The following is an 18,855-nucleotide window of genomic DNA, read 5'->3' as shown; positions in this document are numbered from 1 at the left end:
GCCCTCTGCCGCCCGCCCCCTCCCAGCCCCACCCGCCCGACGCGCTCGACCTCGCGACTCCGCGCCGAGCTCGTGAGCTTGAGCTCGCGATCTCGACGCGGGGTCACGATCTCGGCGCAGGGCGCAGGGCGCAGGGCGCAGGGCGCAGGGCGCGGGGGAGGGGACTCGGGGAGGGGTGGAGTCGGGTGGACGAGTGGGTGTGGGCCGGGGTGGGGTGGGGAGCGCCTAGGCTCGGGGGCATGTCGGGGAACGGGTTGCTCGGGGCCGGCGAGATCCGGGCGCTCGCCGAGCGGGCCGGAGTCCGGCCCACCAAGACGCTCGGGCAGAACTTCGTGCTCGACGCCGGGACGGTGCGCAAGATCGTCCGGCAGGCCGACGTCGCCGCCGGCGAGCGGGTCGTCGAGGTCGGACCCGGGCTCGGGTCGCTCACGCTCGGGCTGCTCGAGGCGGGCGCGGACGTCGTCGCCGTCGAGATCGACCCGGTGCTCGCCCGGCTCCTGCCCGAGACGGTCGCGTCCCACGTCCCGGGGCTCGTGCGCGTCGACGGCCCGCCCGACGGACCGGTCGTGCTGCGCGACGCGGGCGGCCGCGACCGGCTCACGGTCGTGCTGCGGGACGCGCTCGAGGTCGAGGAGCTGCCCGGGCCGCCGCCGGTCGCGCTCGTCGCCAACCTGCCCTACAACGTCTCGGTCCCGGTGCTGCTCACGTTCCTCGAGCGGTTCGACTCCCTGGAGCGCGCGCTCGTCATGGTGCAGGCGGAGGTCGCGGACCGGCTCGCCGCACCCCCGGGCAGCCGCACGTACGGCGTCCCGTCGGCGAAGGCGGCGTGGTACGCGCACGCGCGCCGCACCGCGACCGTCGGGCGCTCGGTGTTCTGGCCGGTCCCGAACGTCGACTCCGCGCTCGTCCGGCTGGACCGTCGGGAGCCGCCCGTGACGACCGCGACGCGGGAGCAGGTGTTCACGGTCGTCGACGCCGCCTTCGCGCAGCGGCGCAAGATGCTGCGGCCCGCGCTCGCGACGCTCGCCGGGTCGGCGGCGGCCGCGGAGGCTGCGCTCGTGGCCGCGGGGGTCGACCCGCAGGCGCGCGGCGAGCGGCTGGACGTCGAGGCGTTCGCCCGGATCGCCGAGCACCTCGGGCCGGTCCCGGGCGGACCTGGCACAGTGGAGGCGTGACGCTGACCCCCGTGGCCCCGCTGCCCGACCACGAGGTCAGGGTGCGCGCGCCCGGCAAGATCAACCTCTCGCTGCGCGTCGGGCCCCCGGACGCCGACGGCTACCACGTGCTGTCGACGGTGTTCCAGGCCGTGAGCGTGTACGAGGAGGTCATCGCCTCGTCCTCCGAGCGGTTCGAGCTCACGGTGAGCGGGCCCCAGGCGGAGGTCGTGCCGACGGACGAGGGCAACCTCGCGCTGCGGGCGGCGCGTGCGCTGGCCGACCGGGTCGGCATCGACGCCGGCGTGCACCTGCACCTCGTCAAGGACGTGCCCGTCGCGGGCGGCATGGCGGGCGGCTCGGCCGACGCCGCCGCCGCGCTCGTGGCGTGCGACGCCCTGTGGCGGACGGGTCTGGGCCGCGAGGACCTCGTGGAGATCGCCGCGGAGCTCGGCTCCGACGTGCCGTTCTCGCTCACCGGGCACACGGCCGTCGGGTCGGGCCGCGGGCACCTGCTGACACCGGCCCTGACCCGGGGCGAGTTCCACTGGGCGTTCGCGGTGCAGCACCGAGGCCTGTCGACGCCCGCCGTGTACCGCGCGTTCGACGAGCTGCACTCCGGCGGTGACGTCGCGGAGCCCGACCCCGAGGACGACGTGCCGCTCATGCAGGCGCTGCGCGCGGGCGACGCGCGGGCCCTCGGTGCGGCGCTGCACAACGACCTGCAGATGGCGGCCCTCGAGCTCGATCCCGGGCTGGCGGAGCCGCTCGCGGTCGCGGAGGACGCGGGGGCGCTCGGCGTCGTGGTGTCGGGCTCCGGCCCGACGGTCGCCGCGCTGGCCCGCAGCCGCCAGCACGCGCTCGTCCTCGCGGCGGCGTTCACCGCGTCGGGCGTCGCGGACCGCGTGCTCACGGCCGCAGGACCCGTCGCCGGTGCGCGCGTGGTGTCGGCGAGCGACTGAGCCGGACGCGGGAGGGTGCCGGGCGGCGGGTAGCCTGTCGCCTCGATGGCTCACCTTCTCGGCGCGGACCGCGTCACGCTCACGCTCGGCACGCGCACGCTCCTCGACGAGGTCAGCCTCGGCCTGGACGACGGCCAGCGGATCGGTGTCGTCGGCCCCAACGGCGCCGGCAAGTCGACGCTGCTGCGCGTCCTGTCCGGCCTGCAGGACCCCGACGCGGGCCGCGTGACCCGGGCCGGCGGCGTTCGCGTCGCGGTGCTCGACCAGCGCGACGACCTGGCGGCCGGCACGGTCCTGGACGCGGTGCACGGCTCCGCCGACGCGCACGAGTGGGCCTCGGACAGCCGCATCCGCGCGGTGCACGCGGGCCTGCTGTCGGACGTGTCGCTCGACGCCGACGTGGCCTCCCTGTCGGGCGGGCAGCGCCGCCGGGTCGCGCTGGCCGCGCTGCTCGTGCGCGACGACGAGGTGCTCGTGCTCGACGAGCCGACCAACCACCTCGACGTCGAGGGCGTGGCGTGGCTCGCGGCGCACCTCGTCGACCGGCACGCGCGCGGGTCGGGCGCGCTCGTCGTCGTCACGCACGACCGCTGGTTCCTCGACGCGGTGTGCACGCGCACGTGGGAGGTGCACGACGGCGGCGTCGACCAGTACGACGGCGGGTACGCGGCCTACGTGCTGGCGCGTGCGGAGCGGGCCCGGACCGCGGCGACGACCGAGGAGAAGCGGCAGAACCTGCTGCGGAAGGAACTCGCGTGGCTGCGCCGCGGTGCGCCGGCGCGGACCTCGAAGCCGCGGTTCCGGATCGACGCGGCGAACGCGCTCATCGCCGACGAGCCGCCGCCGCGCGACCGCATGGAGCTCGCCCGCATGGCGACGGCTCGCCTGGGCAAGGACGTGCTCGACGTGGAGGACGTGACGCTCGCGTTCGGCGACCGCGTGCTGCTCGACGACGTGACGTGGCGGCTCGGCCCGGGGGACCGGATCGGCGTCGTCGGCGTGAACGGGGCCGGCAAGACGACGATGCTGCGCCTGCTCGCGGGGCGGCTCGCGCCGACGTCCGGGCGCGTGAAGCGCGGCAAGACCGTGCAGGTCGCCGAGCTGCGGCAGGACGTCGAGGACCTCGACGAGCTCGCGGACCTGCGCGTCGTGGAGGTCGTCGAGCGGGAGAAGCGGTCCGTCGTGGTCGGCGGCAAGGAGCTCACCGCGTCGCAGCTCGTCGAACGGCTCGGCTTCCCCCGGGACCGCGCGCGCACCCCCGTCCGGGACCTGTCGGGCGGGGAGCGGCGACGCCTGCAGCTGCTGCGCCTGCTCGTCGGCGAGCCGAACGTGCTGCTGCTCGACGAGCCGACCAACGACCTCGACACCGACACGCTCGCCGCCCTGGAGGACCTGCTCGACGGCTGGCCGGGGACGCTCGTCGTCGTCTCGCACGACCGCTACCTGCTGGAGCGCGTGTGCGACCGGCAGGTCGCGCTGCTGGGCGACGGCAAGCTGCGGGACCTGCCGGGCGGCGTCGAGCAGTACCTGGAGCTGCGACAGGGGTCCGGGACCACGCTGCCGCCGGCCGCCGCCTCGCCCGCGCCGGACCTCGACCCCGCCGCGGCGGGGGGCGTCGTGGACGCCGGCCCGTCGCAGGCCGAGGTGCGCGCCGCACGCAAGGAGATCGCGCGCATCGAGCGCCGCCTGTCGCGCATCGCCGACCTGGAGAAGGGCCTGCACGACCAGATGGCCGCGCAGGCCACCGACCACCAGGCCGTGCTCGCGCTCGACGCGGAGCTGCGTGTCCTGGCCGCCGAGAAGGACGAGCTCGAGGCCGCCTGGCTGGAGGCCGCAGAGATCGCCGGCTGAGCGTCAGCCCCGCAGGGACGCCCACTGCTCGCGGCCGAGGAACGCGAGCTGGGCACGCTTGTCCGGCAGGTCGACCACCGGTCCGAGCGTGAAGCCCTGCCGCACCGCGCGGGCGACCGCTCGCTCGTTGCGCACGTCCGGCTCGATCACGACGCGGCGGGCCGCGGGCGGCTCGAGCAGCGCGTCGAGGACGGCGCCCATGAGGAGCGTCGAGAAGCGCGGCGTCGGGCGGCCGCGTGCGCCGAGCAGGAAGTGCACGCCGACGTCGCCGGGCTCGACGGCGTAGTGCGCGCCGACGGGGTCGTGCTCCGGCTCGTACGTCTGCAGGAGGGCGACCGGCAGGCCGTCGCGGCGCAGGACGAACGCGTGGTGGCTCGGCAGCGCGTCGACGAACGCGTACGTGTCGCGCAGCTCGGCACGCGTGAGCCCGCCCAGGCCCCAGAACCCGGTGTGGGGCTGCGTGACCCAGGCGTGCACCGTGTCGAGGTCGTCGTCGGGGTCGAGCACCGTGGTGGTGAGCCGGCCGAGCCCGGGCACGTCCCGGGCGTCGACCACCGTGCCGGGCGGGCCCGAGCGCAGGCGGGTCCCGGCCGCGTCCGGTGCGGGCCCGCCGTGCGCGGCAGCCACGCGGGTGGTGCTCGTCGAGGTCGACAGGGTCGTCGCGGGCGTCGCCGCGGTGGTGCGCGGTGCGGTCATGGCAGGTCCTCCCGGTGGAGCCGGTCCCAGTCGGTGACGAGCTCGGTGGTGCGCGCGTGCACCCAGTCGTCGAGCTGGTCGAGCGCGTGCGGGGCGCCGGGTACGCCGCTCGCGCCGAACGGCACGTTCCAGCGGCTGCGGTCACGGTCCGCGAGGTCCCACACGTACCGCGCGACCGACCCGCGCCACGCCCGGTGCGACACCCCGGGCGTCGACGACGTGGACCGCACGCAGTCGGTGTCCCCGCCGAGCCCGACGTCGACGACGAACGGTGACGCGCACCCCGGCACCTCGTCGAGCACGTGCAGCGGGTGCAGGCGGTGCAGGTCGCCCCACGTGCGGTCCCCGACCGCCGCGCCTTCCGCGGCCGGGCGCGGCGTCGTTCCCGGCGCCGGGCCGGTGGGCGGTTCCGGGCGGGCCGCGTCCTCCAGGGCGGCCCGCACGAGGGCCGGGCCGTCGAGGTCGATCCGCCCCGCGCGGTCGGCGTCGAGCAGCGCCGGCAGGGCGTCGGCGACGCGCGCGGGCACGACGAACCACGGGGCGAGCACGGGCCCGGCACCGGGGTCGTCGTGCAGCGGCGCGAGCGCGGGGTGCGCGGCGACGCGGGAGACCAGCGCGGACCGCCAGCGCGCGAACGCGGCGGCGTCGGTGCTGCCCGCGTGCATCTCGTGGTCCCAGGCGAGCAGCCGTGCGCGCAGCGCCCGCGCGGCGGCGGACACGGGCTCCGGCGTCCCGGCAGGCGGTCCGACGCCGTCGGGCGGCACCGTGCCGACGTCCGGTCCCGAGGTGCCGACCTCCCGTCCCGAGGTGCCGACGTCCGGTCCCGAGGTGCCGGCGTCGGCCAGGTGGGCGAGGAGGCGGGCGGCGCCGTCGTGCCGCACGTCGCCGTGCAGCCGGGCGGTGCCCGCGGCGGTCGCGGGCTCGGTGCGGGTCGCGTCGAGCAGCGCCCGCAGGCGGCGCGCTCGCTGGCTGGGCGCGTACAGCGCCCCCAGGTCCTGCTCGGGCCGGGCCGGCCGCTCGTTGGCGTCGACCGCGACGTCCCGGACCTCCTCGGGCGGGACGGGCGGTGCCCACGTGGGGGCACGTCCCGCGTCCGACCAGGCGTCGTGCGGCCGCAGCCGGTCCGCCGCACCGCGCCGGGGCACCCGGCCCGCGACGACGCGCAGCACCGTGCCGGACCGGTCGGCGACGAGCACCCGGTTCACGGGGTCCACCCAGTCGCGCAGGACGGCCGCGACGTCGTGCGCGTCGCGCGCGTGCAGCAGCCGGCGCAGGCAGCTGACGCCCGCGTCGGCGGTCGCACGCACGGGGAAGCGCACCGACCAGGCGGCGACGTCGCCGTCCCCACCTCCCGGCGGGTCGCCGGCCCGGGCGGCCCGTGCCCGTCCGGACCGGCCCCCGCGTCCCGGGCCGCCGGGCGCCGTCGAGACGTCCGGCGGGTGCCCCGACCCGGAGGGACGCGCGGGGTCCCCGGGCCCGGGGCCGCCACCGCGCCACAGCACCGGCCCGCGCGCGGTCTCGCCGACGAGCACCGGGACGTCGACGCCGCCGCGGACGTGCACGGTCTCCTCGTGCACGGCCGCGGGTTCCCAGCCGTCCGGACCGAGCGCGCTCCAGCCGTCCGTGCCCGGCCGCAGGCGCTCGCGGAACACCTCGACGTGGTGCGCCATCGCGTTCGTCACGCCCCACGCGACGCCGCCGGCGTGCGCGACGTGCGGCACCCCCGGGACGCCGGGGAACGCGAGCCCGACGACGTCGACCCCTGGGCACGCGAGCCGGACCTGCTGGTAGACGCCCGGCAGCTCGAGGAGCCGGTGCGGGTCGCCGGCGACGACCGGCAGGCCGCTCGCGGTGCGCGACCCGTGCAGCGCCCACGCGTTGCTGCCGCCCGAGCCCGGGTCGCCCGCGCCGCCGGCGGCGTCGAACAGGTCGACGGCGTCGTCGCCGAGGGCGTGCGCCACGTGGTCGTTCCACAGCAGACGCGGGAAGGTCGAGAACAGCACGTGCGCGACCAGCAGGACGCCGACGGGTCCCCACGCGGGCCACGGCTCGCGCGGCGTGACCCCGCCGAGCCGGGCGTCGAGCGCGTCGACCTCCGCGACCGGGCGCCCGCGCAGCCCGTCGTCGACGCCCCGCACGTAGGCCGCGAGCCACTGCCGGTCGTCCTCCGGCAGCGCGTCGTGCACGCGCTGCGCGGTGTCGGCGATCCGCAGCTGCCGCGCGAGGACGTCCCACGCGACGCCGGCCGGGCCGAGGCGCTCGGCCAGCCGACCCTGCGCGCGCCACAGGTCGACCTCCACCTGCCACGCACGGTCGACCGCGGTGACCAGGCCCTGCCCGTAGGCGAGCCCGAGCTCGTCGGCCGCGCGCACGTGCGGGACGCCGAGCGCGTCGCGGAAGACCTCGACCGTCATGCCGCCACCGTGCGCCGCGCCGCCGTCACGCGTCGAGCCCGCGGGCGATCGGGTTGGCGAGCGTGCCCGCGAACAGCAACGACCCCGACTGGTCGGCGAGGTCGACCATCTGCGCGGTGTTGCGCAGCTGCAGGCGGTTGAGGCACGAGTGCGCGAACCGGGGCGCCCGCAGGTCGACGCGGCGGTGCAGGTCCGGGAAGCGCACGGCGTGCGCGTCGACGCACGCCGCCACGAGCGCCCAGAAGGACCGTTCGTCGATCAGGCCGTCCGTGTCGAGGATCGCCGCGAGGTGCCGCAGGACGCCGTCGAACACGTCGGTGAAGATCGCGAGCGCCGCCTCGGCGGCGTCGACGGGCTGCCGCACGCGGGCGACCTCGTCGGGCAGCGGCCGGTCGGTCAGCACGACGACCTCCTCGCCGACGTCCTTGAGGAACGCGCCCACGGGCACGTGCGCGTCGAGCTCGAGGATCACGTTCTCCCCGTGCGGCATGAACGCGAGGTCGTGCGCGAGCAGGCAGTGCACGAGCGGCGCGAGGTAGACGTCGAGGTAGCGGCCCACCCACGTCGCGGCGTCGAGGCCCGACGCGGCGACGAGCGCGCCGACGTACGACGCGCCGTCGGCGTCGCGGTGCAGCAGCGACGCCATGGTCGCGAGACGGTGGCCGGCGGGGACGAGCGGGACGGGGCTCTCGCGCCACAGGGCCGCGACCATCTTGCGGTGCGCGTTGGGCTGCGGCGTGCGGTGGTACGCGTCACCGGTGTAGCCGATCGACACGCGCTCCCGCAGCAGCCGGAACCGGTGGCCCGCGAGGACCGGGTCGGACGCGACGAGGTCCGCGACCCAGTCGTTGATCGCGGGGGTCGCGCGCATGTACGCGGGGGACAGGCCCCGCAGGAAGCCCATGTTCTGGATCGCGAGCGCGACCTTGACGTAGTGCCGCGTCGGGTCGGACACGTTGAGCAGGGTCCGGATCGACTGCTGCGGCAGGTGGTCGTCGTCGCCCGCCCCCAGCAGGACGAGGTCGCGTCGCGCGACGTCCGGCGCGAACGTCACCGCGAGCCGGTGCTCCCACTGCCACGGGTGCACGGGCAGCCAGCGGTAGTCCGCGGGGTCGAGCCCCAGGTCGCGCAGCTGTGCGTGGAACCGGGCGACGGTCGCCCCGCCGAGCTCCTGCCGGTAGAACGCGTCCTCGTCGAGGCCCGCCCCGAGCGCGAGGTGGCTCACGGAGCGCCGCACGGCGAGCCACACGAGCCGCACGGGCCGCCCGGCCTCGGGGGCGAACGCGGCGTGCTCGGCCACCCCGAACCCGATGCGCGCGTTGTTCGCGACGAACGACGGGTGCCCCTCGGTCATCGCCGCCTCGACCTCCCACAGCGGTGCGCCGACGAGGTCAGCGGCCGACGGCCCGCCGTGGTGCGCCTTGAACGCACCGCTCGCGAGCGTCGCGGCGATCTCCTCCAGGTAGACGGCGAGGAGGTGGTCGGGGATCCGCAGCAGGGGCTGCAGCTCGAGGACGAGGTCGAGCGCGTCGAGCGGCGCGGGCGTTCCGTCGACGTCACGGGTCAGGCTCGACTCGTCGAGGGCCCAGTGCTCGAGCGCGAGGCGCCGCGCGCGGAACCGGTAGACGACCCGGCCGCCGTCGAGCACGACGCGGTAGTCGTGCGGGCCGCGCGCGTCGTCGGCCGTCGTGCCCGCGTCGACCCGCACCGGCGCGAGCAGCCGCTCGTGCGCGAACTCGGCCAGCGCCTTCGCGACGAGGTGCCGCTGCGCGACCGCCATGGGCTCGGGCCGCAGGTGCGCGGCGGTCGACGCCAGCGTGGCCGTCGTCGTGGGCCGGTCGGTCGTGGTCGTCATCGCAGGGTCCTTCCCAGGGGGCTCGCGGCGAGGTCGGCGCGCGTGCACACGGACAGCAGGGCGCGCTTGCCGGGCAGGTCGACCTCCCGCAGCACGCGGAACCCGGCGGCCGCGTTCATCGCGGCGATCCGGGCGTTGGTGACGTCGGGCTCGACCACGACGCGCGTCGCGCCGAGGTCGTCGAGCACGAACCGCACGACCTCGCGCATGACGGCGGACGTCAGGCCGTGCACGGGCGGGCCGGCGGGCGGTGCGACGAGCAGGTGCATGCCGACGTCGCCGGGCAGCGCGTCGTGCACGCCCGGGAGCAGCACGTGCGCGGGGTCGTAGGTCTCGACGAGGAACGTGGGCTCGCCGTCGACGCGCCCGAGCCACGCCTGCTGGTGCGGGTCGGCGTCGACGCCGTCGAGGTAGGCGCGCACGCCGGCGAGGTCGAGGTGCGTCATCTCCCAGGCCGCGGAGCGCGGGTGGGTCAGCCAGGCGTGCATGCGGGCCGCGTGCACGTCGACGTCGAGCGGTTCGAGCGTGACGGCGAGCGCGCGAGCGGCCGCCCCGGGTGCGCTCACCGGGCCCCGCCGACGACCGCGCCCGCGTCGACGCCGTCCACGGCCGCGGCACCCGCGGGTCGCGCGTCGCCCGGGACGCCGAACTCCTGGAACGCGATCCGGCGCTCGCGGGGATACACCTCGCGGCCCACGACGGCCTCGAGGATCGCGGAGCTGCGCCACGGCCCGAAGCCGAGGTCGGGCGCGGTGACGCCGTGCGTGTGCTCCTCGCCGTTCTGGACGAACACGCGCCGGCGTCCCCCGTCGACGGAGTAGTCCCGGGCGACGGCGAACCGGCCCTGCGCGTCGAGGTCGAGCCGGTCGAGCACGGGGTCGAGGAACGCGGGGACGTGCGCGGCGTACCCGGTCGCGAGGACCAGGCCGGCGGTGGTGCGCTCGTGCTCGGTGCCGAGCTGCGCGTGCCGCAGCCGCAGCGCGAACCGCTCGCCGTCCCAGCGGGCCCCGAGCACCTCGGTGTCGGTCAGCAGCGTGGTGGGCACCGGCCCGGCGGCGCTCTTGCGGTAGAGCGTGTCGTAGATGTCGTCGACGAGCGCGCCGCTGATGCCCTTGGACAGCGCGCGCTGCTCGCGCGCGAGCCGGTCCCGCACGCCGACGGGCAGCGCGTGGAAGTGGTCGGTGTACTCGGGCGAGGTCATCTCGAGCGTGAGCTTGGTGTACTCCATCGGGAAGAACCGCGGGGAGCGGGTGACCCAGTCCAGGCGGTAGCGGTGCCGGTCGACGTCCTCCAGCAGGTCCCGGTAGATCTCGGCCGCCGACTGCCCGCTGCCGACGACCGTGATGCTGTCGCCCGCGCGCAGCCGGTCGCGCGCGGGCAGGTACCCCGCGCTGTGCACGACGGGCCCGTCGAGGTCCCGCAGGCCGGCCGGGACGACGGGCTGCGTGCCGACGCCGAGCACGAGGTGCCGCGCGCGGTACGTCTCGACCGTCCCGTCGGCCCGCTGCGCGCGCACGACGTACACGTCGTCGTCGGCCTCGACGCGCACGACCGTCCGCCCCCAGCGCAGCGACGCGAGCTGCCCCGCGACCCACCGGCAGTACGCGTCGTACTCGCTGCGCAGCGGGTAGAACGACTCGCGGATGTAGAACGGGTACAGCCGGCCGGTGGCCTTGAGCCACGCGAGGAACGAGAACCGCGACGTGGGGTCGGCCATCGTCACGAGGTCCGCGAGGAACGGGACCTGGGTCGTCGCGCCCTCGAGCATCATCCCGTGGTGCCAGGCGAAGCCGTCGCGGCCGTCGAGGAAGACCGCGTCGAGGTCGAGCGGGTCGGCGAGCGCCGCCAGCCCGAGGTTGAAGGGCCCGATGCCGATGCCGACGAGGTCGTGCGTGCGCGCGCTCACCGGACGGCCGCCGTCGCGTCGCCCGCGAGCAGGTCGTCGCCCTCGACGAGCGCCGCACCGGCCGCGCGCACGAGCTCCAGGACGCCGACGACGTCGTCGAGCGTCGTGCCGGGGTTGAGCAGCGTGAGCTTGAGGCACGCGCGCCCGTCGACGACCGTCTTGGCGACGAGCGCGCGTCCCGAGCCGAACAGCGCCGAGCGGATCTGCGGCACGAGGGCGTCCGCCTGCGCGTCGGGCACGCCGGGCGGCTGGTAGCGGAACAGCACGGTCGAGAGCTGCGTGCGGCCGACGAGGACGAGGTCGCCGTCCTCCTCGACCCACCGGTGCACGGCCGCGGCGAGGTCCAGGACGGTGTCGAACATGGCCCCGAGCCGGTCGGCGCCGAGCGCGCGCAGCGTGGTCCAGAGCTTGAGCGCGTCGAACCGGCGCGTGGTCTGCAGCGACTTGTCGACCTGGTTGGGCTCGTCGCTGTCGTGCGGGTTGAGGTAGTCGGCGTGCCAGGCGACGGGTGCGAGGTCGGCGGCGTCGCGAACGACGAGCGCGCTGGAGGAGACCGGCTGGAAGAAGCTCTTGTGGAAGTCGACGGTCACCGACCGGGCGCGCTCGATGCCGTCGAGGAGGTGGCGGCGGGTGGGGGAGACGAGCAGCCCGCACCCGTAGGCGGCGTCGACGTGCAGCCACGCGCCGTCGTGGGCGCACACGTCCGCGACCGACGCGAGCGGGTCGAGGCACCCGCGGTCGGTCGTGCCGGCGGTCGCGACGACGGCCATCGGCACGTGGCCCGCGGCGCGGATGGCGGCGAGCGTCGTGGCGAGGGCGTCGGGGCGCAGCCGCCCGAGGGCGTCGGACGGTGCGAGGACGACCGCGTCGGGTGAGAGCCCGAGCAGCAGCGCGGCCTTCTGGACGCTGAAGTGGCTGGACGCGCTCGCGACGACCCGCAGCCGGGGGAGCGTCGTGCCGCGGTCCGCCACTCCGGCGAGCGCGTGCTCGCGGGCCAGCAGCAGGCCCTGGAGGTTGGACTGCGTGCCGCCCGACGTGAAGATGCCGTCGCCGCCCGCGAAGCCGATGCGCCGCGCGGTCCAGTCGACGACGGCCCGCTCGACGAACGTGCCGATGCCGGACTGGTCGTAGGTGTCGACGGACGGGTTGACGGCCGCGAGCACGGCCTCCGCCGCGACGGCCGGCAGGACGACGGGGCAGTTGAGGTGGGCCGCGTAGGTCGGCACGTGGAACCAGACGGAGTGCGCGGTGACGAGCTCGTCGACCTCCTGCAGCGCGGCGGGTGTGCCGATCGCGGGACCGTCGAGGTCGACGGCGTCGACGAGCCGGCGCAGCTGCTCGGGCGTCGCGCCCGAGAACGGCTGGGTGGTGGTGCGCAGCCGCCCGGCGAGCCGTTCGACGGTGGCGTGGACGGTGTCGGCGTAGTGCTCGGCGGTGGCGGACGACAGCAGCTCGCGCACGCGAGGCCCCCTGGTGGTCGACGGACGGGACGCCTCGCGGTAAGGACGTCCTTACTGAGCGAAGGCTTGCCTAACCTAGCGGTGGCGGGCCCGACGTCAAGTCGCGTGCCGCAGGCTGGACGAGCCCGACGACCCCGACGATCCGGACGGGACGGTCCGGCGCGAGATCAGGCCTGCCGGGCCGCCCGTGCGGCCGCGGACGTCCAGCCCGCGCGGTGCAGGCGCTCGATCCCGTCGAGCAGCAGGTCGAGCGTGAACTCGAGCTCGAACCGGTCGTCGCAGCCCGCGTCGACCACCGACGCGGGGTCGTGCGACGCGGCGGTCGCCACGGCGACGACGTGGGGGAACGTCCCGGCGAACCAGGCTGCCGTCTCGTCGTCGAGCGGCGTGCCGGCGTCCGTCGACTCCGTGTGCAGCTCCTGGCTGAAGCCGAGCACGCGGCTCCCGAGTGTGTGCATGACGTGGTGCGTGAGGTCGGCGCTCAGGCCGCCGCGCAGCAGGATGGCGATCGTCGCGTCGAGGTGTCCCAGGACCACCGGGGTCGGCGCGGCCTGGCCCTCGAGCACCCGCCGCGCCCACGGGTGGCGCAGCATGACGTCGCGCGCGTCGAGCACCCGCGCGCGCAGCGCGTCGCGCCAGGGCAGGTCCGCGTCGGTCGGCGGGATCGCGGCGACGACGCGGTCGGCCATGCCGTCGAGCAGCTCGTCCTTGTGCGCGACGTGCTTGTAGATCGCCATCGGCACGACGCCCAGGTCCTGCGCGAGCCGCCGCATGCTCACCGCGTCGAGACCCTCGGCGTCGGCGAGCGCGACGGCGGCGTCGAGCACGCGCTCGCGGCTCAGCGGCGGTCGGGCTGCACCCGTCGGCATCCGGTCGACCTCCTTCACCCTTGACCGGTGTACACCGTACACCTAGAGTCCTGACCCATCAGGTGTACGCGGTACACCATCGCCACGAGGAGTGATCGTCATGAGCCCAGACCGACGCAGTGCCGTGGTCGTCGGCACCTTCTTCGTCCTCGCCGCCGTCGCCGCGGTCGCAGGGCTCGCGCTGTACCAGCCCGCCCTGTCCGACCCCGGCTACGTCCTCGGCGCCGGTGCCGACGGGCAGGTGCTGCTCGGCGGCCTGCTGGAGGTCGTGCTCGCGGTCTCGTGCCTCGGCACCGCCGTCGCCGTCTACCCGGTGCTCCGCCGGCACGCCCCCGCCGCTGCGATCGGGTATGTCGCGGGCCGGCTGCTCGAGGCCGCGGTCATCTGCGTCGGCATCGTCGCGACGCTGTCGCTCGTCACGCTCCGCCGCGAGCGCGACGCCGTCGGCGACGACGGCGCGCTCGTCGCGGTGGGCCACGGCCTCGTCGCGCTGCACGACTGGACGTTCCTGCTCGGACCCGGCCTGGTCATCGGCCTCAACAGCCTGCTGCTCGCCGCCGCAGTGCACCGCGCGGGCCTCGTCCCGCGGTGGATCACGGTCCTCGGGCTCGTCGGCGGGCCGCTCGTCCTCCTGTCGTCGACCGCCGTGCTCTTCGGGCTGTACGCGCAGGTGTCACCCGTCGCGATGGCGGCCGCCGTGCCGGTCGCGGCGTGGGAGATGAGCCTCGCCGTCTACCTCCTGGTCCGCGGCTACCGGACGGTCCCCACGGCGGGAGCGGGGGGGCCGGCGGGGGGACGGGTCGCCACACCGTCGCTCGTCGCGCGGCCCGCGTGAGCCGGCCGCACCGGCCGCACCGGCTGCACCGGGGGCGCCGGGCCGCTCCGCCCGCACGCACGTGGCGCCGCCCGCGCGGGCGCTCCCAGGGCGCCCGCGCGGGCGGCGTGCGTGGCGGCGGCGTGGCGGCGCCGCGGGCGGTCAGTGCGCGTGGCGCCCCGGGGCCGACGTGATCTCGTTCGGCGTCACGTCGAGCTCGGCGGTCCGCCACACCTCGCCGGTCGCGACGTCGACCGCGAGCACGCGGTTCGTCGCCGGGTCCGTGACGTACGCGGTGCCGTCGAGCACGTGCAGCGCGGGCCGCGGCTCCTGCCACTCGTCGGGCTCGGTCCACGCGTCGATCAGCGGGACCGACCGCACGAGCGTTCCCGCCTCGGGGTCGATCACGTGCAGCGCGCCGTCGGTGCCGAGCACGAGCGCCTCGCCCTCGGGGCCTCGGCCCAGGGAGCGGAACGTGTAGGACGACGGCAGGTCGACGAGCCGCAGGGTCGCGGTGCGGGTGTCGACGAGCGAGACGCGCGTCGGCCGCTCGAGCTCCGCGTCCGGGTCCGACTTGTAGTCGCCGAGGACGACGGGCGACTCCTCGCTGCCGGCCTGGTTGCCGATCCGCCCGTACGCGTCCGGGCTCGCGACCTTCGTGACGGTGTCGGGCCCGACGACGACGAGCCCGTCCTCGCAGCCGACGACCACGACCTCGTCGGCGGCGACGGCCTCGCCGTGCACGCCGGGGCAGGCGTCGGTCGATGCGATCTCGGCGTCGTCGGCGTCGAGCAGCCGCACGCCGGTCCGCTCCTCCTCGGTGCCGTCGGAGACCACGAGCGCGTCGTCCGTGCGCAGGACGGCCACCCCGTGGTGGGCCGCGGGGGTCGTGTAGGTGCGCGTGACGGCCTCGTCGCCGCCCGCGACGTCGTCGACGTCGAGGACGGTCACGGTGCCCGTGCCGTCGTCGAAGAGCGCGACGCGCTCGTCGTGCACGACCGCGTGACCGGGCTTGTCGGCCGCGTAGACGACGTCCGTGAGCGAGGGTTCGGCGGTCCAGTAGTGCGCGTGGTCGCCGTGCTCCTCGGCCCACGTGCCGGCGTCGAGCACCTCGAAGCCCGCATCGGTGGACACCAGGACGTGGCGGCCGTCGCCCGCGGGGTTGACCCGCAGGAAGCCGTCGCGCTCGATGGTCGAGACGGTCTCGAGGGTGTCGGCGTCGAGGACCAGCAGGCCGCCGTCGTAGGTGAGGACGAGGCGCGGCGCATACGTCGCGGACTCGGACGCGCGCGCGTCGGGCGTGGGCGTGCTGCTGGCCTCCGGGGCAGCCGTCTCGGTGCCGGCGCAGGCGGCGAGCAGGACGAGGGGCAGCGCGCCGGCGGCGGCACGGACGGCGGCGCTGCGGACCGTGCGCGGGCGGGTCGGGGCGGGGTGGTGGCTCATGGTGGTCAGGGGCCGGCAGGTGCGCGGCGCCTGCTCCTTTCCGGGTGTTCGGCTCGGCGACGCGGGTGCGTCACGCCGGAACCCTAACAGCGGATGAGAGTCGTTATCACTACCATCCTGTGGTCGGACACGAGCACGCCGATCGTCCGACCGTGGGGGCACGCGGCCCGCTCGCCGGTGTCCGTAGCGTCCTCGGCGTGACCGCCCTCGCCCCCGCCCGCCCCACGGACGGCGCCGTGACCCACACCGTCCGCGTCGTCCTGCTGGCCGCGACGCTCGGGCTCGCCTGGGGCGCGGCCACCTCGTTCCTGCAGACCGTCCTGCCCGACCCCGTGTCCGGCCTGGCCAACGCCGTCGCCCCCTGGCTCGTCGTGCCGTTCGTCGTCGGCGCGCGCGCCCGCGGAGACGGCACCGCCGCCGCGGCCGGCCTCCTCGCGTGCGCGCTCCAGGTGGTCGGGTACTACGTCACCTCGGACCTGCGCGGCTACGGGGTCGCGACGGCGACGGTCCTGGCCTGGACCGTGACCGCCGCGCTCGGTGGGCCGCTGTTCGGCATCGCGGGCCGCACCTGGCTCACCGGCGAGGGGCGTCGACGCGGCCTCGGCGAGGCGCTGCTCGTCGGCGTCTGGTTCACCGAGGCGGTCGTCGGCTTCGGCGTCCGCCTGCACTACTACGACGACGCGGTCGTGTTCGCACTCGTCGCCGCCCTGCTGCTGCTCACCCTCGGCCGGCGACCCGGGCCCCTGACCGCCACGCTGCGCTGGCTCGCCGCCGTCGTGCCCGCGGGCGCGGTCGGGATGCTGCTGCTCGACCCCCTGCTGCGCGCGCTCAGCTGACGGGCCGCTGCCGCACCGCCCGCAGCGCGACCTGGGCCGCGACCGCCATGAGCAGCACCGCGCCCAGCACCACCGCGAGCGGCCCCTGCCACGCGCCCGTCCCGGCGTGCACCGCCCCGAGCACGCTCGGCCCCGCCGCGCCGCACGCGTACCCCACGCTCTGCACCGCCGCCGACATCCGCCGCGCGGCCCGCTGCGAGCCGGCGGTCTGCGCGACCACCGTGAAGATCACCGCGAAGTTGCCGCCCTGCGCGACCCCCGCGAGCGTGCACCACACGCCCCACGCCGACGGCGCGAGCACCAGGCCCACGGGCAGCGTCACCCAGCCGAGCGCGATCGCGAGCGACACCACGCGCATGGGCACGCGGCGGGCGAGGGCGATCGGGACCGCGACCCCGCCCACCATGCCGAAGAGCTGGAAGAGCGCCGCGGCGCCACCCGCCGCCGTCGGGTCCAGACCGGTCCCGTCGTGCAGCACGGTCGGCAGCCACGCGCTCACCGCGTAGTACGCGAACGCCTGCCCCGCGAACGACACCGCGAGCAGCCACGTCACGGGCCGGCGCAGCGCGTCGGGCACGCGCGGGGCGCCGTCCCCCGCCGAGGCGCCTGCCGCCGACGCCCCCGCGGCCCGCGCGGCCGTCGCGTCGGTGCCGGGCGGTGCCGCGGCGTCCGTCTCCTCCGCTTCGTCCCCGTCCACCCCCGCGCGCGGCGGCCCGCCCCGCACCAGGCCGCCGTACGCACGCCGCCACACCACGAGCGCGACCACCGCGAGCGCACCCCACGACGCGAGCGCCCACCGCCAGCCGACCAGCGACGCGAGCGGCTCCGTGAGCGTCGTGGTCAGCACGCTGCCCGCGTTGAGCGCCGCGGTGTACAGGCCGGTCGCGCGCGGCACCGCGGACGGGAAGTCCCGCCCGATCACGACCGGCACGGCGACGTTGCCCGCCGTGATCGCGACCCCGATCAGCACCGTCCCGACGAGGGCCCTGCCGAAGCCGTCGACCGACCGCAGCACCGTGCCGAGCAGCACCGTGACGAGCGACGCCGTCACGACCCGGGTCGTCCCCGCACGGGCCAGCAGCACCGCCACCAGGGGCGTCGCGACCGCGAAGCACAGCACCGGGACGCCCGTGAGCAGGCCCACCCCCGCGGCCGACAGCGCCAGGTCCGCCTGCACGTCGTCCACCACGGGCGCGAGCGCCGTGATCGGCGCGCGCAGGTTGAGCGCGTACAGCAGGACGGCCGCGAGCAGCAGCCCGCGCGCACCGTCGGCGGCGACCCGCCGAGCAGCCGCCGTCATGCCCTCACGGCGCGTCGAACGGTGCCACGACCTCGCGCAGCAGGTCGGCGAGCCGCTGCCGGTCGGCCTCGTCGAGCTCGCCGAGCAGTCCCCGCTCGACGTCGAGCAGGTCGGCGAACGCCGCGTCCACCCGCTGCCGGCCGAGCTCTGTCAGCACCACGAGCACGCCACGGCGGTCGTCGGGCGACGGCTGCCGCTCGACCAGGCCGTGCTCGACGAGCCGGTCGATCCGGTTGGTCATCGTGCCGCTCGTCACGAGCGTCTGGGTGAGCAGCGCACCGGGGGACAGCCGGTACGGGGCCCCCGCGCGGCGCAGCGCGGACAGCACGTCGAACTCCCACGTCTCGAGGTCGTGCCGCGCGAACGCGCCCCGGCGCGCCAGGTCGAGGTGACGGGCCAGCCGGCTCACGCGCGACAGGACCGTGAGCGGGCGCACGTCGAGGTCCGGCCGCTCCCGCTCCCATGCGAGCACGATCCGGTCGACCTCGTCCTGTGCTCCCGGCTCCTCGGGAGCCGTCCCTGGCGCCATGCCCGCGAGATTACTCGACGTCGACACAACGCCTCTGGGACCTGTGCGTGTCGCTACGGCGTCGTCTCGGTCAGCCGCGTCAGGTGCGGGCGCCGCTCCAGCCCTGCGAGCCCGTTCCACGCCAGGTTGACGAGGTGGGCCGCGACCTCCGCCTTGCGCGGGCGACGTGCGTCGAGCCACCACTGGCCCGTGAGTGCGACCATGCCGACCAGCATCTGCGCGTAGATCGGCGCCGTGCGCGGGTCCAGGCCCTGGCCGCGGAACTGGTCGGCGAGCAGGTGCTCGACCTGCGTCGCCACGTCGCCGATGAGGCTCGAGAACGTGCCCGTGGCCTGCGCGACCGGCGAGTCCCGCACGAGGATGCGGAAGCCGTCCTCCGACGTCTCGATGTACGTGAGCAGCGCGAGCGCGGTCCGCTCCACGAGCACCTTCGGGTGGCCGCCGCCCTCCAGCGCCCCGGTCAGGGCACCCGTCAGGGCCTGGATCTCCCGGTCGACGACGACCGCGTAGATGCCCTCCTTGCCGCCGAAGTGCTCGTAGACGACCGGCTTGGAGACCTCCGCGCGCGACGCGATCTCCTCGATGCTGGTGCCGTCGAACCCCTTCTCCGCGAAGAGGCGGCGGGAGACGTCGAGAAGCTGCGCACGACGTTCGGTACCCGTCATGCGCGAGCGGGGCGCCCGCCTCGTCTCCGCAGCCACGGGGACATCATGCCGGTCGGGGGCGCCCGAGCGGGCTCCGCCCCCAGGATTCGAACCCGTCGCAC

General features: G+C 76.2%; 16 protein-coding genes. 5 read left to right on the top strand and 11 right to left on the bottom strand.

The genetic code is table 11. The features are described 5' to 3' along the window. The first annotated feature begins 239 nt into the window (after positions 1 to 239). The 3 genes from rsmA to CELF_RS15475 are packed head-to-tail and all read left to right on the top strand — an operon-like array spanning position 240 to position 3,967. Positions 240 to 1,175 (top strand): 16S rRNA (adenine(1518)-N(6)/adenine(1519)-N(6))-dimethyltransferase RsmA, encoded by a 936-nt coding sequence (gene rsmA, locus CELF_RS15485; protein WP_041553566.1) that lies wholly within the window; start codon positions 240 to 242, stop codon positions 1,173 to 1,175. Then, positions 1,172 to 2,116: a 4-(cytidine 5'-diphospho)-2-C-methyl-D-erythritol kinase gene (locus CELF_RS15480; protein WP_013772210.1), complete on the top strand. Its 945-nt coding sequence runs from the start codon at positions 1,172 to 1,174 to the stop codon at positions 2,114 to 2,116. Before rsmA ends, CELF_RS15480 begins: the two co-directional genes overlap by 4 nt. A gap of 45 nt (positions 2,117 to 2,161) precedes the next feature. Further along, positions 2,162 to 3,967: an ABC-F family ATP-binding cassette domain-containing protein gene (locus tag CELF_RS15475; protein WP_013772209.1), complete on the top strand. Its 1,806-nt coding sequence runs from the start codon at positions 2,162 to 2,164 to the stop codon at positions 3,965 to 3,967. A 3-nt stretch (positions 3,968 to 3,970) separates the two neighbouring features. Here CELF_RS15475 and CELF_RS15470 read toward each other — a convergent pair whose 3' ends face one another. The 7 genes from CELF_RS15470 to CELF_RS15445 form a co-directional block, all read right to left on the bottom strand. Then, positions 3,971 to 4,663, bottom strand: coding sequence for a GNAT family N-acetyltransferase (locus CELF_RS15470; RefSeq protein WP_013772208.1), 693 nt, complete (start codon positions 4,661 to 4,663; stop codon positions 3,971 to 3,973). Beyond that, the gene (locus CELF_RS15465) at positions 4,660 to 7,077 is read right to left on the bottom strand and encodes a penicillin acylase family protein (protein WP_013772207.1); all 2,418 of its coding nucleotides are present in this window, start codon (positions 7,075 to 7,077) and stop codon (positions 4,660 to 4,662) included. Before CELF_RS15465 ends, CELF_RS15470 begins: the two co-directional genes overlap by 4 nt. Before the next feature lie 25 nt (positions 7,078 to 7,102). After that, on the bottom strand, positions 7,103 to 8,932 hold the full coding sequence (locus CELF_RS15460; protein WP_013772206.1) for an IucA/IucC family protein: 1,830 nt from the start codon (positions 8,930 to 8,932) through the stop codon (positions 7,103 to 7,105). Further along, a complete protein-coding gene (locus tag CELF_RS19660; protein WP_013772205.1) occupies positions 8,929 to 9,498 on the bottom strand; it encodes a GNAT family N-acetyltransferase in 570 nt (189 codons plus the stop codon). Before CELF_RS19660 ends, CELF_RS15460 begins: the two co-directional genes overlap by 4 nt. Continuing rightward, positions 9,495 to 10,838, bottom strand: a complete 1,344-nt coding sequence (locus tag CELF_RS15455) for a lysine N(6)-hydroxylase/L-ornithine N(5)-oxygenase family protein (RefSeq protein WP_013772204.1) — start codon at positions 10,836 to 10,838, stop codon at positions 9,495 to 9,497. Before CELF_RS15455 ends, CELF_RS19660 begins: the two co-directional genes overlap by 4 nt. Beyond that, positions 10,835 to 12,298, bottom strand: coding sequence for a pyridoxal phosphate-dependent decarboxylase family protein (locus CELF_RS15450; protein WP_013772203.1), 1,464 nt, complete (start codon positions 12,296 to 12,298; stop codon positions 10,835 to 10,837). The genes CELF_RS15455 and CELF_RS15450 overlap by 4 nt, the downstream gene beginning before the upstream one ends. Positions 12,299 to 12,465: 167 nt before the next feature. Next, entirely contained in the window at positions 12,466 to 13,167 is a 702-nt protein-coding gene (locus tag CELF_RS15445) for a TetR/AcrR family transcriptional regulator (protein ID WP_013772202.1), read from the bottom strand. A gap of 100 nt (positions 13,168 to 13,267) precedes the next feature. Between CELF_RS15445 and CELF_RS15440 the strand changes: the two genes are divergently transcribed. Further along, positions 13,268 to 14,002, top strand: a complete 735-nt coding sequence (locus tag CELF_RS15440; protein WP_013772201.1) for a DUF4386 domain-containing protein — start codon at positions 13,268 to 13,270, stop codon at positions 14,000 to 14,002. A gap of 141 nt (positions 14,003 to 14,143) precedes the next feature. Here the strand turns inward: CELF_RS15440 and aztD are convergent, their stop codons facing one another. Then, positions 14,144 to 15,424 carry a zinc metallochaperone AztD gene (gene aztD, locus CELF_RS15435; protein WP_013772200.1) on the bottom strand — a complete coding sequence of 427 codons (1,281 nt, stop codon included), beginning with the start codon at positions 15,422 to 15,424 and terminating at the stop codon, positions 14,144 to 14,146. 197 nt (positions 15,425 to 15,621) lie between these two features. Between aztD and CELF_RS19655 the strand changes: the two genes are divergently transcribed. Further along, positions 15,622 to 16,260, top strand: a complete 639-nt coding sequence (locus tag CELF_RS19655) for a DUF6518 family protein (protein WP_126297841.1) — start codon at positions 15,622 to 15,624, stop codon at positions 16,258 to 16,260. Here CELF_RS19655 and CELF_RS15425 read toward each other — a convergent pair. Genes CELF_RS15425 through CELF_RS15415 form a run of 3 tightly spaced genes read right to left on the bottom strand, consistent with a single transcriptional unit; the run spans position 16,253 to position 18,754 of the window. Continuing rightward, the gene (locus tag CELF_RS15425) at positions 16,253 to 17,560 is read right to left on the bottom strand and encodes an MFS transporter (RefSeq protein WP_013772198.1); all 1,308 of its coding nucleotides are present in this window, start codon (positions 17,558 to 17,560) and stop codon (positions 16,253 to 16,255) included. The two genes, CELF_RS19655 and CELF_RS15425, sit on opposite strands and share 8 nt — an antisense overlap. A gap of 4 nt (positions 17,561 to 17,564) precedes the next feature. Next, complete coding sequence (locus tag CELF_RS15420) at positions 17,565 to 18,089, bottom strand: MarR family winged helix-turn-helix transcriptional regulator (protein ID WP_013772197.1); 525 nt, start codon at positions 18,087 to 18,089, stop codon at positions 17,565 to 17,567. Positions 18,090 to 18,142: 53 nt separating this feature from the next. Then, complete coding sequence (locus CELF_RS15415; RefSeq protein ID WP_013772196.1) at positions 18,143 to 18,754, bottom strand: TetR/AcrR family transcriptional regulator; 612 nt, start codon at positions 18,752 to 18,754, stop codon at positions 18,143 to 18,145. Between the last annotated feature and the right edge of the window lie 101 nt (positions 18,755 to 18,855).

Source organism: Cellulomonas fimi ATCC 484 (assembly GCF_000212695.1).
GTDB classification, from domain to species: domain Bacteria; phylum Actinomycetota; class Actinomycetes; order Actinomycetales; family Cellulomonadaceae; genus Cellulomonas; species Cellulomonas fimi.
The sequence above is the reverse complement of the archived record's forward strand: the minus strand, read 5'-3'. Positions and strand labels throughout refer to the sequence as shown.

Excerpts from the sequence above, each read along its gene's own strand:
- rsmA (WP_041553566.1), top strand. The coding sequence starts at position 240 with ATGTCGGGGAACGGGTTGCTCGGGGCCGGCGAGATCCGGGCGCTCGCC.
- CELF_RS15475 (WP_013772209.1), top strand. The coding sequence starts at position 2,162 with ATGGCTCACCTTCTCGGCGCGGACCGCGTCACGCTCACGCTCGGCACG.
- CELF_RS15470 (WP_013772208.1), bottom strand. The coding sequence starts at position 4,663 with ATGACCGCACCGCGCACCACCGCGGCGACGCCCGCGACGACCCTGTCG.
- CELF_RS15465 (WP_013772207.1), bottom strand. The coding sequence starts at position 7,077 with ATGACGGTCGAGGTCTTCCGCGACGCGCTCGGCGTCCCGCACGTGCGC.
- CELF_RS15460 (WP_013772206.1), bottom strand. The coding sequence starts at position 8,932 with ATGACGACCACGACCGACCGGCCCACGACGACGGCCACGCTGGCGTCG.
- CELF_RS15445 (WP_013772202.1), bottom strand. The coding sequence starts at position 13,167 with ATGCCGACGGGTGCAGCCCGACCGCCGCTGAGCCGCGAGCGCGTGCTC.
- CELF_RS15440 (WP_013772201.1), top strand. The coding sequence starts at position 13,268 with ATGAGCCCAGACCGACGCAGTGCCGTGGTCGTCGGCACCTTCTTCGTC.
- aztD (WP_013772200.1), bottom strand. The coding sequence starts at position 15,424 with ATGAGCCACCACCCCGCCCCGACCCGCCCGCGCACGGTCCGCAGCGCC.
- CELF_RS15425 (WP_013772198.1), bottom strand. The coding sequence starts at position 17,560 with ATGACGGCGGCTGCTCGGCGGGTCGCCGCCGACGGTGCGCGCGGGCTG.
- CELF_RS15420 (WP_013772197.1), bottom strand. The coding sequence starts at position 18,089 with ATGGCGCCAGGGACGGCTCCCGAGGAGCCGGGAGCACAGGACGAGGTC.
- CELF_RS15415 (WP_013772196.1), bottom strand. The coding sequence starts at position 18,754 with ATGACGGGTACCGAACGTCGTGCGCAGCTTCTCGACGTCTCCCGCCGC.